The 15,613-nt window shown below is 67.6% G+C and carries 14 protein-coding genes and 1 pseudogene; 8 read left to right on the top strand and 7 right to left on the bottom strand.

All coding sequences use genetic code 11. The features are described 5' to 3' along the window. Positions 1-345, top strand: a 345-nt coding sequence (locus UK23_RS16395) for a phosphoenolpyruvate carboxykinase domain-containing protein (protein WP_045312398.1), incomplete at its 5' end; no start/stop codon positions are given. A gap of 114 nt (positions 346-459) precedes the next feature. On the opposite strand, the gene UK23_RS16390 is transcribed toward UK23_RS16395, so the two are convergent. Next, positions 460-663 (bottom strand): hypothetical protein, encoded by a 204-nt coding sequence (locus UK23_RS16390; protein ID WP_045312397.1) that lies wholly within the window; start codon positions 661-663, stop codon positions 460-462. Positions 664-789: 126 nt separating this feature from the next. Next, the gene (locus UK23_RS16385) at positions 790-1,452 is read right to left on the bottom strand and encodes a CBS domain-containing protein (RefSeq protein WP_045312396.1); all 663 of its coding nucleotides are present in this window, start codon (positions 1,450-1,452) and stop codon (positions 790-792) included. A 155-nt stretch (positions 1,453-1,607) separates the two neighbouring features. On the opposite strand from UK23_RS16385, the gene UK23_RS16380 reads away from it, so the two are divergent. Further along, a complete protein-coding gene (locus UK23_RS16380; RefSeq protein WP_045312395.1) occupies positions 1,608-1,970 on the top strand; it encodes an ArsR/SmtB family transcription factor in 363 nt (120 codons plus the stop codon). 183 nt (positions 1,971-2,153) lie between these two features. On the opposite strand, the gene ligD is transcribed toward UK23_RS16380, so the two are convergent. From ligD to UK23_RS16370, 3 genes are all read right to left on the bottom strand, one after another. Next, positions 2,154-4,100 carry a DNA ligase D gene (gene ligD / locus UK23_RS50245; protein WP_082114706.1) on the bottom strand — a complete coding sequence of 649 codons (1,947 nt, stop codon included), beginning with the start codon at positions 4,098-4,100 and terminating at the stop codon, positions 2,154-2,156. 166 nt (positions 4,101-4,266) lie between these two features. Beyond that, positions 4,267-4,410 (bottom strand): hypothetical protein, encoded by a 144-nt coding sequence (locus UK23_RS51610; protein ID WP_156213150.1) that lies wholly within the window; start codon positions 4,408-4,410, stop codon positions 4,267-4,269. A 418-nt stretch (positions 4,411-4,828) separates the two neighbouring features. Further along, positions 4,829-6,604, bottom strand: a complete 1,776-nt coding sequence (locus UK23_RS16370) for a DUF1996 domain-containing protein (protein ID WP_045312394.1) — start codon at positions 6,602-6,604, stop codon at positions 4,829-4,831. Positions 6,605-7,035: 431 nt separating this feature from the next. On the opposite strand from UK23_RS16370, the gene UK23_RS16365 reads away from it, so the two are divergent. Both UK23_RS16365 and UK23_RS16360 read left to right on the top strand, forming a co-directional pair. After that, a complete protein-coding gene (locus UK23_RS16365) occupies positions 7,036-8,688 on the top strand; it encodes a choice-of-anchor B family protein (RefSeq protein ID WP_045312393.1) in 1,653 nt (550 codons plus the stop codon). Positions 8,689-8,734: 46 nt separating this feature from the next. After that, positions 8,735-9,613, top strand: a complete 879-nt coding sequence (locus UK23_RS16360; protein WP_231114521.1) for a hypothetical protein — start codon at positions 8,735-8,737, stop codon at positions 9,611-9,613. A gap of 215 nt (positions 9,614-9,828) precedes the next feature. Here the strand turns inward: UK23_RS16360 and UK23_RS16355 are convergent, their stop codons facing one another. Then, positions 9,829-11,325, bottom strand: a complete 1,497-nt coding sequence (locus UK23_RS16355; protein ID WP_045312399.1) for a SulP family inorganic anion transporter — start codon at positions 11,323-11,325, stop codon at positions 9,829-9,831. A 342-nt stretch (positions 11,326-11,667) separates the two neighbouring features. Between UK23_RS16355 and UK23_RS16350 the strand changes: the two genes are divergently transcribed. Next, positions 11,668-12,054, top strand: a complete 387-nt coding sequence (locus UK23_RS16350; protein ID WP_231114520.1) for a MerR family transcriptional regulator — start codon at positions 11,668-11,670, stop codon at positions 12,052-12,054. Here UK23_RS16350 and UK23_RS51605 read toward each other — a convergent pair. After that, complete coding sequence (locus UK23_RS51605) at positions 12,045-12,221, bottom strand: hypothetical protein (RefSeq protein ID WP_156213149.1); 177 nt, start codon at positions 12,219-12,221, stop codon at positions 12,045-12,047. The two genes, UK23_RS16350 and UK23_RS51605, sit on opposite strands and share 10 nt — an antisense overlap. A gap of 145 nt (positions 12,222-12,366) precedes the next feature. Between UK23_RS51605 and UK23_RS50240 the strand changes: the two are divergent. From UK23_RS50240 to UK23_RS16340, 3 genes and pseudogenes are all read left to right on the top strand, one after another. Continuing rightward, a pseudogene (locus UK23_RS50240) lies at positions 12,367-12,528 on the top strand (sensory rhodopsin transducer); the annotation flags it as partial. A 147-nt stretch (positions 12,529-12,675) separates the two neighbouring features. Beyond that, complete coding sequence (locus UK23_RS16345; RefSeq protein ID WP_045312390.1) at positions 12,676-13,734, top strand: glucose 1-dehydrogenase; 1,059 nt, start codon at positions 12,676-12,678, stop codon at positions 13,732-13,734. After that, positions 13,731-15,554, top strand: a complete 1,824-nt coding sequence (locus UK23_RS16340) for a glycoside hydrolase family 15 protein (protein WP_045312389.1) — start codon at positions 13,731-13,733, stop codon at positions 15,552-15,554. Before UK23_RS16345 ends, UK23_RS16340 begins: the two co-directional genes overlap by 4 nt. Positions 15,555-15,613 lie beyond the last annotated feature (59 nt).

Raw genomic sequence — 15,613 nt, 5'->3', positions numbered from 1 at the left:
CCGAAGATCTTCTACGTCAACTGGTTCCGCCGCGGCGACGACGGCCGCTTCCTGTGGCCCGGCTTCGGCGAGAACGCCCGCATCCTCAAGTGGGTGGTGGACCGCGTCGAAGGCCACGCGACCGCGTTCCAGACCCCGATCGGCTGGGTCCCCAGCACCAAGGCACTCGATCTGCGCGGCCTCGGCCCGTCGTCGGACTTCGACGTCCGCCAGGCGCTCACCGTCGACCACGACGAGTGGCGCGCCGAACTCCCGCTGATCGAACAGTGGTTCGCGACCATCGGCGACAAGCTCCCGGCCGCCCTGCACGACGAACTCGAGGCGCTGCGACTCCGCCTCGACTAGAGACCGTCGCCGGCCGATGGCACCTCACTCCGCGACCTCGCCATCGGCCGGCGACACCCGGCAGGTCGCCCGCGCCGGGCGGGCACCGCCGACCGCCACGACAGGCCGCACGGGTCAGTCTCCGGCAAGCAGAGCGCGCGCCGCCGGGCTGATCCATCCGGAGGTGTCCACATTGGCGCGGGCCGCGACGTCGAGCAGATCCCTCAGTCTGGCCCGATGCTGCTCGAACTGGCCGCCATCCTCGCTCGGCTCCGCCGTGGTCAGAGACCGTTGCGCTTGTTCGATCTCACGTTGCAGTGCGTCCTCGAACTGGCTCATCGGGTGGTACCTCGTCACCTGGGAACGGGGCAGCCGCCCCGCACGGTCGGGGGAGGCGGACGGGGCGGCTGCGGCTTCGCAGGGCGAAGCAGTTGCTAACTTTAGCAAGCCTGCAAGGAGTCGTTTTCACAGGCCGGTGATCATCAGATCGTCGACGTCGAAGCACAGGTTGTTGCGCACCGCGATCACTCCAGGCACCCCGCGCGCGATCCACTCGGCTCGTTGAGTCGCACTGTGCAAGCACATCGCTCCGTCGAGCGTGACCACCCCGTCGGCCACGTGCACCGCTACTCGACGCGTGTTCGCCGAGGCGGGCAGCAGCCGCCGCTCGAGATCGGCACGGATCACGTCGTCGCCGCGCAGGAACAGCCGCAGCGCATCGCCCCGGCCGAGTACGCCGACGAGGGTGCCCTTCCCGTTCACCACGCACAGCCTGCCTGCCCGCACGCCGGCAAGGAGTCGAAGTGCGGCCCGCAGACCCACGTTCTCCGCGACGGTGACCGCCGGTGTCATCAGCTCCGCGGCGACGGTCGCGGACGACTTGTGCCACCTTGCTCGCGTGTGTGCGCCGGCCAGTATCGGCCGATTCCCGGCTCCACCGTGGAACTCCAGCTTGGTCGCCAGATCCTCCTCGGTCACCGTTCCGACGGGGCGACCGGCGGAGTCCACCACGGGGATCATGCTCATCTCATGGACGATCATCGTCCCGACGAGTTCCTTGAACGACGTGTCCAGGGCCGCGGAGACGACCCTCCGGCACATCACATCCGCCGTCTTCGGCTCCGTCATGTCCGGCCTCCCACGGCCGTGCCAGGTGACCTGGGTTGCTTACTTGGTAAGATTAGCAACTGCTGAACCCCGTTGGAATGCATCCCGAGTCGCGACAGCAGGGATCGACCAGGAAGGATCAGCATCATGACGACGGTCGGCCGAAAGGGGCACCGATGAGCAGGCCCCTCTACCAGGTCAAGGCGGAGTTCTTCAAAAACCTCGGCCACCCGGCACGCATCCGGGTGCTCGAACTGCTCAGCGAGCGCGAGCACGCCGTCGCGGAGATGCTGCCCGAGGTCGGCATCGAAGCCGCCAACCTCTCCCAGCAACTCGCCGTGCTGCGTCGCGCAGGACTCGTCACCACCCGCAAAGAAGGCTCCAACGTCTACTACTCGTTGACCAGCCCGCACGTCGCCGAACTGCTCGCCGTCGCCAGGCTCATCCTCACCGGGGTCATCACCGGCCAGATGGAACTCCTGGACGACCTCCGCGCACCCGCCACGACCGCGCCTCGCCGAACGCGCAAACAAGGTTGAGCCAGCTGCCCTGAGGTTGTGCACGGTCAGACACCGATCGGATGCTCCCGGGATGAAGCGAGCCTCCTGGTTCGGTGTGGATCGCGACATCCGCGCCGGATGGCCAAGAGGGCCCCTCGATGTCGACCTCGCCCGGCATGATCGCCAAAAGTCACAGGATCGAGTACTCAACTGCGTCCGGCATCAACCAGGAAGCGGTGCCTTGTCCTGGTCGACCGGGACGAACAGGTCGCCGACGCCCGACACCCGTTCGAGCACCTCGTCCGCGGTGAAGGTCAACTGCTCCGGTCTGCGGCAGGTGCGGACCTCGTCCCAGGTGACCGGGGTCGCCACGGTGGGTTCGTCGCGGCCGCGCAGCGAATAGGGCGCGATGGTGGTCTTGGCGGGGTTGTTCTGGCTCCAGTCGATGAAGACCCTGCCTTCGCGGCGGGCCTTCGCCATCGTGGCGGTCACCTCCTTCGGCGTGTCCTGTTCGAAGGCCACCGCGATCGCTTTCGCGTAGGCCGAGGGTGCCTGCGGGCTCGTGGTCTCGATGCCCGCGTAGACCTGCAGTCCCTTCGAACCTGATGTCGTCGCCACCGGGAGCAGTCCGTCCGCTGTAAGCACCTCGTACAGGCGCTCGGCGACCCTGCAGCAGTGCACGATTGTCGTGCCGGGCCCGGGATCGAGGTCGAACACCAGCCGGTCCGGTGGATTCCGCGCGCCCTCTGTCACCGTCCACTGAGGAACGTGGAGTTCGAGCGCGGCGAGGTTGGCGGCCCACACGAGCGCGGCGAGCTCGTGGATCAGTGGATACCGAACGATCTCATCGGCGTCGACCCCACGTCGTGAACCACCGCTCCGCAACTCCACTGTCGGCAACCATTCCGGTGCGCTCGCATCGGTGTTCTTCTGGAAGAACTTCTGGCCGTGCACGCCGTTGGGGTAGCGCACGAACGTGACCGGCCTGTCGAGCAGGTGTGGCAGCAGGAGGGGCGCGATCCGGCTGTAGTAGGCGATGATCTCGCCCTTGGTGGTGCCGTCCGGGTACAGCACTTTGTCCAGGTTGGACAGACGGAGGGTGCGGCTGCCCGCCTTCACCATGACCCGGCTGGCGATCTCCGGTTCGGCGCCGGCTGCTGGAGTGGGCCGGCCGGGTCGTGGCGCGGTCACCTCGCCGGGTTCGCGGTCACGGCGAAGACCACGCCACGCGGTGTGCCGCAGCCGGCCGTCCTCGCCGCGGGTGAACTGGCGGAACCGGACCTCGCCGACCAGCACCGGTTCGACCCAGCGGGCGCGCACGACGTCCTCGCGCGGGGGAGTGGTCGCGAACGGATGCCTGGCCCGTTCCAACGGCTGGAGCTGGTCGCGCAGCTGGTCACGGTCCTGACGGGTGAAGCCGGTGCCGACATCGCCGAGGTAGACCAGGTCGCCCGTATCGGGGTCGTGCGCGCCGAGCAGGAGCCCGCCGACGGTGCCGGTGAAGCCGCTCTGGCCGGGGCGCCATCCGCACACGATGACCTCCTGGGTCTGGGTGAGCGGGTGCTTGCACCAGAAGTCCGGCCGCTTGCCGGGGAGGTACGGCGAACCGAGCCGCTTGGCGACGAGCCCTTCGTGTCCTTCCGCGGCGACTCGCTCGAGCAGCCGCTGCGGGGTGAGGCGTTCGGCGGCGAGCTCGGCCGCGGTGAACGACGGCACGACAGCGACCCGAAATGGATCGGGCATGGGCAGCTCGGTGAGCCTGCGGCGCCGTTGCTCGTACGGCTCGTTCAGCAGGAACTGCTCGCCGAGCTGCAGGAGGTCGAAGGCCAGGAACCGGACCGGCACGTCGGTGAACGGCTCGGTCCGGCGGGCGGTGCGGTGCTTCTGGAAGCGGCCACGCCGTTGCTGCAGCAGACCGAAGTCGATCTGCCCCGCCTCGTTGTAGATCACGACCTCACCGTCGAGCAGCGCGGCACGCCCCCGCAGTGCCGCGGTGAGCACTCCGGTCAGCTCGGCGAACTCTGCGGTGAGGTCGAGGCCGTTGCGGCTGGTCAGGACAGTTGTGCCGTCCGGCGCGATCCGCATCGCCACGCGGTAGCCGTCCAGCTTGTACTCGTACGCCCACTGTGGACCCTTGCGGAGGCGGCCGCCGTCGGGCTTGGCGAGCATGGGCTCGAACCAGGCCGGAACGGAGTCGTGTGCGGCGTGCACGGCGACCTCCGCCCCCCGGTGTGTTGCCTCGTCACCAGGAATATGAAGGTAACTCGAACGGCCTGACTTCGCGCGTCAGCGCATTTGAAGCCGATCTACTGATGTCGCGCTCCCGCTGGGCCTCTCACTTGATCTCGGATCCGGAGGCGTCGGAGGGGAGGCGGTTGCGTGCTGCGGTGTCGCCGTACGTGGTCCAGCGGGCCCAGTCGACCGTGTCCACACGGGACTGGGTTTGGCCGGAGATGCCCACATCGATGTGGTGGCCCACCTGTCTGTCGTTCCTGGCGCAGAACACCGAGGTCGGCGGGATCAAACGACGACCGCTGACTGATGCGCGCCTCGGGGCGTGCCTGTGGGCAGCTGGCGCCTAGCTCGTAAGTGTCCGAAGTGGCCGCTGTGGACTCCAGGCTGTCCACATAGGACTGCCGTGGAGGTCGTTATCGCGAGGTTATGGCCCTCATCCGTGGGGCGATACGACGGCACCTCCTCGAGCGGGCGAGGCCCCGGAGCACGATTCGGGGCCTCGTCCGACGAACGTGAACGTGGTGTGGCGCAGCCAGCGCGTGGCGACCTGCTGTCGCCGCGTTGGGCAGCGGCATCCACCATCCGAACAGGCGAGCGATTTCGACGGAACAGTCACGAGTTGGGGTGCGGGTCCGTTGACCACACCCCTGCCCGCGATTGAGCTAGCGGCAGCGTCGTCCTTCGTTCACGCACTTCACGATCTGAGCCATGGTCTGCTCGGAGTTGACGTTGGCGAAGTCGTTGTGGTCGGAGAACGGGTTGTGGTTCTCCTCGGGGAACGCGTCGAGCTGGTACTGGCCCTTCTCCTGGACGTCCTTCGGGATGTTGTACGAGATGCTGATCCGCAGCTGCGGGATGGCCTTGAAGCCCTTCGGACACGCGCCGCTGCGCTTGTCCGGGAACGCGACGTGGTCGCGGTGGTTGGCGCTGTCGGTGTTCTGCCCGTCCCAGCAGCCAGGGAAGTCGTGCACGCGCATGACCTTGCTGCCGTTCGGGCAGATCACGTACTTGTCCGACAGCCGGTCCTCGAACCCGCCGCACGTCCACGTCGTGCGGGCGTTGGCGGGACCGCGGCTGGTCGGCTTGGCGTCACCGGTGATCATCTTGAGGAACTTCGGCATGGCGGTGACCTTGCTGGTCGCGTTGCCGCGGTACTCGATCTTCACCTGCGCCGGGCGCACGATCTTGCCGTTGTTGCCGACGAGCTCCAGGTCCTTGCCGGACGGAGCGGCCAGAGGCGGCGGCGTATCGGCGCCACCGTTGTTGTTTCCGCCGTTGCCGTCCTCGTTGAGACCACACGGCGCGAGCCGCTCCAGGCCCTGCGGCCTCTGCGCGTTGCGGCCGATCGAGATGGCGATCCGGTCGAGGGTCGCGAGCCGCTTGTCCTTCAGCGGCCCGAGAATCGCGTTGTTGATGAAGTTCGGACCGCCCTGCCCCTTCGTGGTCACGAGCCGCTGGTTGGCCTCGGCGATCTGCTTGTCCAGCAGCGCAAGGTTGCGGTCCACCTCGTCGACCGCCTGGTCCGGCACGCCGGGCAGCTCGCCGCGCACCGACGGGCACTTGATCGTCGGAGTGGCGCTGTCGTCCTTGCCGCCCTGAGCCTGGGCCTGAGCCTGGCCGGAGAACTTGCGCGGAGCCTGGTTGTGGTCACCGTGGCCGGCGCCCCCGTGGCCGAAACGCAGGTCGCACTCGACCAGCGAGGTCAGGTTCGGCTTCTTCGCGGAACGGCCGATGGCGATCGCGATCCGGTCCAGGGTGGCCACCCGCTTGCTGCGCAGCGGGCCGAGGATCGCGTTGTTCACGAAGTTCGGGTCGCCTGGGTTCTCGTTGCGCGCCACCCGGTCGCTGGCTTCCGTGACCTGCTTGTCGAGCAGTTCGAGGTTCCGGTTCACCTCGTCGCGCGCCTGCTGGGGCACTGCGGGCAACCGGTCCTTGACCGACGGGCAGGCGATCTCGCCGCCGCCAGTCTCCTTGAGCTTGTCCGGGCTGGAGCCGGACGAGCTCACGTTGGCCTTCGGATTGATGCGCACGACCGGCCAGAAGTAGGACGACCTGTCCCCGTTCGTGCAGGTGGTGTCGGAGTCCTCGAGGCTCTCGTCGGTCGAGTCGGCGCTGATCGACAGGTTGCCCACGAAGTCGTGGACGTGCTGGGCGCCGTGCTTCAGACCTGGCTGGGCGACCGGGTTGTCGGCGCTGAACTTGCCGTTCTCGTTCGTGCCGCAGTCAACCGTGAACATCCCACTGGTGCCGCCCTGCTGCACCTTCGGGTTGACGACGTTCGCGGCGACCTCGTCGATGGACACGAACGCGCGCACAGGGGCGGGCTCGCCGTCCTTGGCGGCCAGAGCCACCGTGGCGGTGCCCACCGCCACCACAGCGACTGCTGACAACGAGGCGATCAGGCGGAACCTCCGCCGTTCATCCACTCGATGTGTCATTCGTCCTCCTCGTAGGTGCCGTGTCTGACACGGCATACGGAGGCGAGGGCGACATGGGCTGGACGTGAGCCGCGACGTCAGCACTCCGTAAGAAACCTCGCCCGCGGACAGGGTGAGTTCGACCAGCGCGAACGCCGCTTGTCGCGAACTCCCCACGATCCCGGCGACCGCCGGCATTCGTTTGGCCAGTACAAAGATTGCCGCGTGCATGACGAACGATGCCGGAGGTCGGAAGCAGATCAACCAGATCACGGTCGGAGCGGTGATCGCACCATCGCTGGCCTGGTCAGGTCGCGGAACGGTCTCGGACGCGGAGTCCAGACTAACGATGGTTCACACGAGCCGTGCTCTCCTCCTACGTTCGGCTGAACATCGGAAACCCTGCACCCGTCCGCCTCGGCGGCCGGGATTCCGTGAGGAGCCCAAACTTCATGCAACCCCTGCGCTGGGGGGTGCTCGCCGTGCTCACCGCATCGGCGGTCGCCCTCACGATGTCGGGCGCGTCCGCGCACGACCCCGACACCCCGGAAGGTCAGGCCGCGGCCAGAGCGGTCATGGCCGACTATCAGCCTGCCGAGAGGCATGCCGTCACGAACACCGCGGCCGGTGTGCCGTGCGTCAACGGCAAGGCCGACATCTATCCCTGCAAGAACGTCGACCTGCTCAGCGTCCTGCCCCTGGCCTCGATGGGCGGCGGGAACGGCAACGACATCTGGGGCTGGACCGATCCGTCCTCCGGCAAGGAGTACGCGATCGTCGGCCGCACCAATGGCACCGCGTTCGTCGACGTCAGCACCCCGACCTCACCCCGCTACCTGGGCAACCTGCCGTCCAACGGCGGCAGCAGCACCTGGCGCGACATGAAGGTCTACAAGGACCACGCGTTCATCGTGGCGGACTTCATCAGCGGCCACGGGATGCAGGTGTTCGACCTGACGAGGCTGCGGACGATCACCTCACCGCAGACGTTCAGTGCCGACACCATCTACAAGGAGTTCGGCCCGGCGCACAACATCGCCATCAACGAGGAGACCGGGTACGCCTACGCGATCGGCTCCAACACGTGCAGCGGCGGCCCGCACATGGTCGACATCCGCACGCCGAAGCAGCCGAAGAACGCGGGCTGCGTCGCACAGGACGGGTACACGCACGACAACCAGTGCGTGATCTACCGGGGACCGGACGCGACCTACCGCGGCCGGGAGATCTGCTTCAACTCCAACGAGGACACGCTGACGATCGTCGACGTGACCGACAAGGCGAACCCGGTGCAGATCTCGCGCAAGGGGTACTCCGGCGCGCAGTACTCGCACCAGGGCTGGCTGACGGAGGACCAGCGGTACTTCCTGCTCGATGACGAGCTGGACGAGTCGCGCGGCACCGACAAGCGCACCAAGACCTACATCTGGGACCTGGCGTCGCTCGCGAACCCGGTGCACACCGGCACCTACAGTTCGCCCGCCACGGCGATCGACCACAACCAGTACATCAAGGGCAAGTACTCCTACCAGTCCAACTACCAGGCCGGCCTGCGGATCCTGGACGTCAGCGGCGTCGCCTCCGCACAACTGACGGAGGCCGGGTACTTCGACATCTACCCGGCGTCGGACGAGGCGAAGTTCAACGGGTCGTGGAGCAACTACCCGTACTTCGCCAGCGGCATCGTGCTGGTCAACGGCATCGAGCAGGGCCTGGTCGTGGTGAAGCCGAACCTCGGCACCACCGAACCACCGCCTGCCGGTGGCAAGTTCGAGAACACCGCCGACGTCGCCATCCCCGACAAGGGTGCGGCGGTCACCTCGCCGGTCACGGTCACCGGTGTCGCGGGCAAGGCTCCGTCGGCGCTGAAGGTGAACGTGGACATCAAGCACCCCTACCGCGGTGACCTGGTGATCGACCTCGTCGCGCCCGACGGAACCTCGTTCCGGCTCAAGGGTTCGAGCAACGACTCGGGGGACAACGTGATCACCACCTACACGGTCGACGCGTCGGCGAGGACGGCGGAAGGCACCTGGCAGCTCAAGGTGCAGGACGTCTACAGCGCGGACACCGGCTACATCGACGCGTGGAGCCTGCAGTTCTGATGGCGTGGTGCCCCGGCCGCGGCCGGGGCACCACCGGTGGGGGTGGATGATGCGCAAACTGGGCTTCACCGACTGGATCTTCGCGCTGGTGGCCGTGCTGGTCGTGGCCGGCGGCGGGATCATGCTGTTCCGCTCCACCTCCGCTCCCGCGCACTCGCAACACCAGCAGGCCGCCGCCGTCGTACCCGCGAGCCACAGCGACGGTCTGTCCGAAGTGGAGGGTGGTTACCGGTTCGAACGCGTCGTCATGCCCGAACGCCGCGGATCGGCGATCCCGATCGCGTTCCGCATCCTCGGTACCGACGGCAAGCCGGTGACCCAGTTCCTGGACGACCAGACCAAGCAGATGCACTTCTTCGTCGTCCGCGATGACATGAACGTTTTCCGGCACGTGCACCCGGCCCTCGACGGCGACACCTGGCACACGGCTGTCGACCTCCCCGACGGTGGGGCCTACCGCATGTTCGCCGAGTTCATCCCCTTGGACACCAAGGATCCTCGCCATCCCGTGGTGCTCGGCGTTCCGTTCAGCGTCTCCGGAGACACGTCGCTGGTGCCCGTACCGGCACCGGATGCGAGCACCGTCACCGCCACCGGCTACACGGTGACCCGCGTCGACCAGACCGCCACTCTCCCGTTGCTGAGCGAGCGTTTGCTGCGTCTCGCCATCCGCACCCCGGACGGCACACCGGTCGAGAAGCTCGAAACCCACTTGGGCGCGAACGGGCACATGACCGGCTTTCACACGATGTTGTTGTCCGCAACGCACATGCATCCCGTGGAGCCGGCCGGCGCACCGCTGATCAACGGCGAGCTGACGTTCCGCGCGGTGTTCGCCGAACGCGGCGAATACCGCCTGTTCCTGGAGTTCTCGCACGGCGGCAAGCTGCACACCGCGGCGCTCACCGTCGCCGTTGGGAGCTGACCTCGGCCGCGGCTCGGTACTCTCGACCGAGTGCTTGATCCCTGGTCTCGTGACCACTTGTTCGTGACACGTCTCGGAATGGTCTATGTGACGCCGAAGCTGACCGGCACTTTCGCCGAACTGCGCGGCGGTGCCACATCTGTGTGGCTGGCCGGTGTGCCGGTGTAGGCGTGCTTTCCGGAAGAGGTGCTCAGGCGGCTACCGCACATGAGCCGTCAGTGACTGCCGGCGAGTTCGCCGCTGAGTGTGTCGTGCATGGTCGCGCTCGGTTTGTTGAGTCCGATGATCTCGACGGTCTTGCCTCGGGCGGCGTACTTCGTGGTGATGGCGTCGAGCGCGGCGACGGAGGAGGCGTCCCAGATGTGGGCGGCACCGAGGTCGATGACCACTCGGCCGGGGTCGTTCGCGTAGTCGAACTGGTAGACGAGGTCGTTGCTGGAGGCGAAGAACAGCTCGCCCGCGACGGTGTAGGTGACCTGCTCGCCGTCCGGGTGGATCAGTGGGCTCACCGTGACGAGGTGAGCGACTCGGCGGGCGAAGATGACCATCGCGGTGATGGTGCCGACGACCACGCCGATCGCGAGGTTGTCGGTCGCGACGACGACCGCGACGGTGATGACCATGACGCTGATCTCGCCGGTGGGCATGCGCTTGAGCGTCGCGGGTGCGATGGAGTGCCAGTCGAAGGTGCCGAACGAGACGAGCACCATCACCGCGACGAGCGCGGCCATCGGGATGTCGGACACCAGCGGTCCGAACACGATGCACAGGATCATCAGGAACGTGCCCGCGAGGAACGTCGACAGCCGGGTACGAGCACCGGAGGTCCTCACGTTGATCATGGTCTGGCCGATCATGGCGCAGCCGCCCATGCCGCCGAAGAAGCCGGTGACGATGTTGGCGATGCCCTGGCCGATGGACTCGCGGGTTTTGTTCGAGTGCGTGTCGGTGATGTCGTCGACCAGTTTGGCCGTCATCAGCGATTCCATCAGTCCCACGAGGGCGAACGCGATCGCGTAGGGCGTGATCAGGGTCAGGGTTGCCCAGGTGAACGGCACGTCCGGGAGTCCGGGAACCGGCAGCGAGGTGGGGAGCCTGCCCTCGTCGCCGACGGTGGGGACGGCGATGCCGGCGCCGATGGTGAGCGCGGTGAGCGCGATGATCGACACCAGGGGAGCGGGCACGACCTTGGTGAGCTTCGGGAACAGCACCATGATCAGCAGGCCGCCGGCGAACAGCGGGTAGACCGCCCAGGGCACGTCGATCAGCTGCGGAAGCTGGGCGAGGAAGATCAGGATCGCCAGCGCGTTGACGAACCCGACCATGACGCTGCGCGGCACGAACCGCATCAGCTTCGCCACACCCAGCGACCCGAGCACGATCTGGATCAGCCCGCCGAGGATCACCGTGGCGATCAGGTAGCCGAACCCGTGTTCACGGGCCAGCGGCGCCACCACCAGGGCGATCGCGCCGGTCGCGGCAGAGATCATCGCGGGGCGTCCACCGACGATCGAGATGACCACGGCCATGGTGAACGAGGCGAACAGGCCGACGCTGGGGTCGACGCCGGCGATGATGGAGAACGAGATCGCCTCGGGGATCAGCGCGAGTGCGACCACCAGTCCGGCGAGGACCTCGGTGCGCAGAACCCTCGGCGAAAGCCAGGCGGGGCGCGTCAGCCGTGGCCGGGTGAACGTGGAACTGGAAGACATGGTCAGCAACAAGCCTGTCGTGCTCAGGCCCGGCTCTGCTGGCGGAGCGGGCGGGTGGATCGCCGAGGCGCTGATCGGAGCGGCTCGTGCGGTCTACGGCGGAGGTGCGAGAAGCCGATGACGCGGTGATGAAGGCACGCGGCGGCTCCCGGCTGCGAAGGTCGTGGTGAAGTGGTGCTGTCTCACGGTCTGCCTGGACCCGAGTCGACGTTGACCGGACGGTTTCAGCACCGGCTGCAGACTCTACCCTTACGTTAGGGTAGAGATCTTGGGGAGCCGCTTGAGTGTGAGTGGTGACACCGCGGCAATGACCGAAATGGACATCAGATGACGGGCGAGCAGATGCAGATCGGCGAGGTCGTCGCTCGAACCCAGCTTTCTCAGCGCACCATCCGGCATTACGACGAGGTCGGTTTGGTGGTGCCGTCTGCTCGAAGCCAGGGCGGGTTCCGGCTCTACACGGAGTCGGACGTCGCCCGTCTCATGGTGATCCGCAGAATGAAGCCGCTCGGCTTCACCTTGGAACAGATGCAGGAGCTTCTGGCCGTCACCGATCGCCTGGACAGCGGTGAGTCGCTGGACGACAGCGAACGCCAGTCGCTCACCTCGTCCCTGCGCGAGTTCGAGCACGCCGCCCAGCAACGCTGCGACGAGCTCCGGACGCAGCTCGAACGTGCCGAGGAATTCGCCGGATCCCTGCGCTTCCGCCTGATCGCCTGTCAGCCGTAGAAGATGGCGGCGAAGAGCGATCCCACGACCAGCACGGCGATGATCGCCATCGCGGCCCAGCCACCCCAGGCGGCCAACGCGAGAATCACCGCCGGCACTGCCAGCAGCAGAAGGAGCAATGTGGGCAGGCGGAGGTTGCCCTCGGGGTCGAACAGGAGGTGACGCACCTCCTCAGCTTGTCAGAGGGCTGTTGCGCGGATCCGGGCGGCTCTGGCCTTCAACCAGCGCTTTCGTCGAGAGGTGCTGAAGCCGGGTACTTCTCAATCGTCGGCGGCGCCGCCGTGGTGTTCGGCCTGCTGACGCACAGTTCACCAGCGGTTCAACGAGCTGACCGAGCCTCAGCCCGTTCCGCGGGGCATGGACTACGCATCCGTGATCGTCAGCGACGTGCCGATCGTCGTGCAGCACACGAGGCTTGACTCCCGGGAAGCCCCGCTGGCGATTCTGTCGACGATCGCGCACGCGGCCGGCTGATCCCTGCCGGGGCGAGTGGCGGTTCACCCGTGGATGGGACGCTGCATCAGAACGCGTTGGCCAAAAACATGCGTGATGCAAATGTTGCTCCATGCACAGGTTGGCAGGAGCACGGTTGGAACCACGCGTCGTGGGTAGGCCACCTTCATGCGAGCTCTCAGCGTTGTGCCACAGCGGCCGGACAGCCTGAAGATCGTCGACCTCCCGGACCCGGTACCGGGTCCCGGCGAGCTGCTCGTGCGGGGCGTCGCGGTCGGGGTGTGCGGTACGGACAAGGAAATCGTGCGGGGCGACTACGGCTGGGCGCCGCCCGGCCGGGAACGGCTGGTGCTCGGGCACGAGTCACTCGGCAGGGTGGTCCGCACGGTCGAAGGTGCCGGCTTCCGCGAAGGCGACCTGGTGGTCGGGGTGGTGCGAAGGCCTGATCCGGCGCCGTGCGGAGCGTGCGCCCGCGGCGAGTTCGACATGTGCCGCAACGGCCGGTACACCGAGCGCGGCATCAAGGAGATCGACGGCTACGGCAGCGAGCTGTGGTGCGTCGAGGCGGAATACGCGGTCGCGCTGGATTCGAGCCTCGGCCGCACGGGCGTGTTGATGGAACCCACCACTGTGGTGGCGAAGGCGTGGGAGCAGGTCCAGCGTGTGGGGGAGCGGGCGTGGTTCGAACCGCACCGGGCGCTGGTCACCGGGGCCGGTCCGATCGGCCTGCTGGCGGCGCTGCTCGGCACCCAGCTGGGCCTGGAGGTCCACGTGCTCGACCGTGTGACCGGCGGCCCGAAGCCAGAGCTCGTCCGCGCTCTGGGGGCCACCTACCACGCCGACTCGGTCGACGACGTGGCGAAGAGGCTCCAGCCGGACGTGGTGATCGAGGCGACCGGCGCCGGAAGTGTCGTGTTCGACGCCATCGCGAACACTGCGTCGTACGGCGTCGTGTGTCTGACCGGCGTGTCCCCACGCGGACGTTCACTGACGATCGACGCGGGCGCGGTGAACCGGGAGCTGGTGCTGGAGAACGACGTGGTGCTGGGTTCGGTGAACGCCAACCTGCGCCATTACCACCAGGCCGCGGACGCACTGGCGAAGGCCGACCACCAGTGGTTGGAGCGGTTGATCACACGCCGGGTGCCGCTGTCGCGGTACGCCGAGGCGTTCCACGGTGGTGAGGACGACGTGAAGGTCGTGATCGACCTGGAGGAGACTTCGTGAGCCGGATCGAGGACTACGCGCTCATCGGCGACCTGCACACCGCCGCGCTCGTCGACCGCGAGGGCAGCATCGACTGGCTGTGCCTGCCGCGTTTCGACTCCCCGGCGTGCTTCGCGGCCCTGCTCGGCGACGAGGAGGCGGGCCGGTGGAGCATCGCGCCCGCTTCCGGCGGGACGTGCGCACGCCGTCGCTATCGGGACGGCACATTGATCCTGGAAACCGAGTGGGACACCGCCGACGGCACCGTGCGCGTGGTCGACTTCATGCCACCGCGGGGCCAGGCCGCCGACGTGGTGCGCCTGGTGGAAGGCGTCCGCGGCGACGTCCCCATGCGATCGGACCTGCGGCTGCGCTTCGACTACGGCAACGTCGCCCCGTGGGTGCGCCATCACGACGGACGTCTCAACGCGGTGGCCGGCCCGGACGCGGTATGCCTGAACTCCGCTGTGCCGATGCGGCTTGACGGACCGGACAGCCGCGCCGAGTTCACCGTGCGAGAGGGGCAGCGCGTCCCGTTCGTGCTGACCCACCGGGCTTCGCACCTGCCGGCACCGAAAGCCGCCGACCCTGAACAGGCACTGCGCGACACCGAGGCGTTCTGGCGTGACTGGATCGGGCGCTGCACCTACGACGGCCGGTGGGGCGATGAGGTGCGGCGCTCGCTCGTCCTGCTCAAGGCCCTCACCTACGCACCCACCGGCGGCATCGTGGCTGCCGCGTCCACCTCGCTGCCGGAGCAGCTGGGCGGACAGCGCAACTGGGACTACCGCTACTGCTGGCTGCGGGACGCGACGTTCACCCTTCAGGCGCTGCTGGGCACCGGGTACGTCGAGGAGGCCTGCGCGTGGCGGGAGTGGCTGGTGCGGGCGGCCGCGGGTGACCCGGCGAAGCTGCAGATCATGTACGGCCTGGACGGCAGGCGGCGGCTGCCCGAGCAGACGATCGACTGGCTCGCCGGTTACGAGGGATCGGCGCCGGTGCGCGTGGGCAACGCCGCGGCCGGCCAGTTCCAGCTCGACGTGTGGGGTGAGGTGCTCGACGGGCTGCATCTCGCTCGGGAGGCAGGTCTGCCGATGGCCGACGCGGCCTGGGACCTCCAGCGCGCGTTGCTGGACTACCTGGAGGGCAACTGGCGGGACACCGACAACAGCTTGTGGGAGGTGCGTGGCCCGCGCAGGCAGTTCGTGCACTCGAAGGTGATGGCGTGGGCGGGGTTCGACCGCGCGGTGCGGACGGTTCTGCACCACGGTCTGGACGGACCTGTCGACCGGTGGCGGCGGGTGCGCGACGAGATCCACCAGGAGGTGTGCGAACGCGGATACGACGCCGACCGCGGCACTTTCACCCAGTACTACGGCTCCGACGAAGTCGATGCCGCACTTCTGCTGCTGCCGCGCGTGGGATTCTTGCCCTGGAACGATTCCCGCGTCAAAGGGACCGTCGAGGCAGTGCGGGAGGACCTTGTGCGCGACGGGCTCGTACTGCGGTACCGGACGACCGGCGAAGTGGACGGCCTGCCCGGTACCGAGGGCGCGTTCCTGGCGTGCAGCTTCTGGCTCGCCGACGCGCTGCACGCCACCGGTCGGCGGCAAGACGCCGAGCAGTTGTTCGAGCGGTTGCTGCGACTGCGCAACGACGTCGGAATGCTCAGCGAGGAGTACGACGTCGAAGCCGGCAGGCAGGTCGGCAACACACCGCAGGCCTTCAGCCTCGTCGGATTGGTCAACACTGCTCGCGCACTGTCCGGAGTCCACACCACCACGAGGGATTCCCGGCGGGAGCAGGACTTGGATCCCGCGGCTCACAAGGTCTCGCGGTAGCGGCGCGCCTCTGTCATGCAGTGCGCAACTATTGCATAGTGCAAAGGTTGGGGCCTATC

This window comes from Lentzea aerocolonigenes (assembly GCF_000955955.1).
In the GTDB taxonomy this organism is placed as follows: domain Bacteria; phylum Actinomycetota; class Actinomycetes; order Mycobacteriales; family Pseudonocardiaceae; genus Lentzea; species Lentzea aerocolonigenes_A.
Note: the sequence above shows the minus strand (reverse complement) of the source record. Positions and strands in the feature narration are given on the sequence as shown.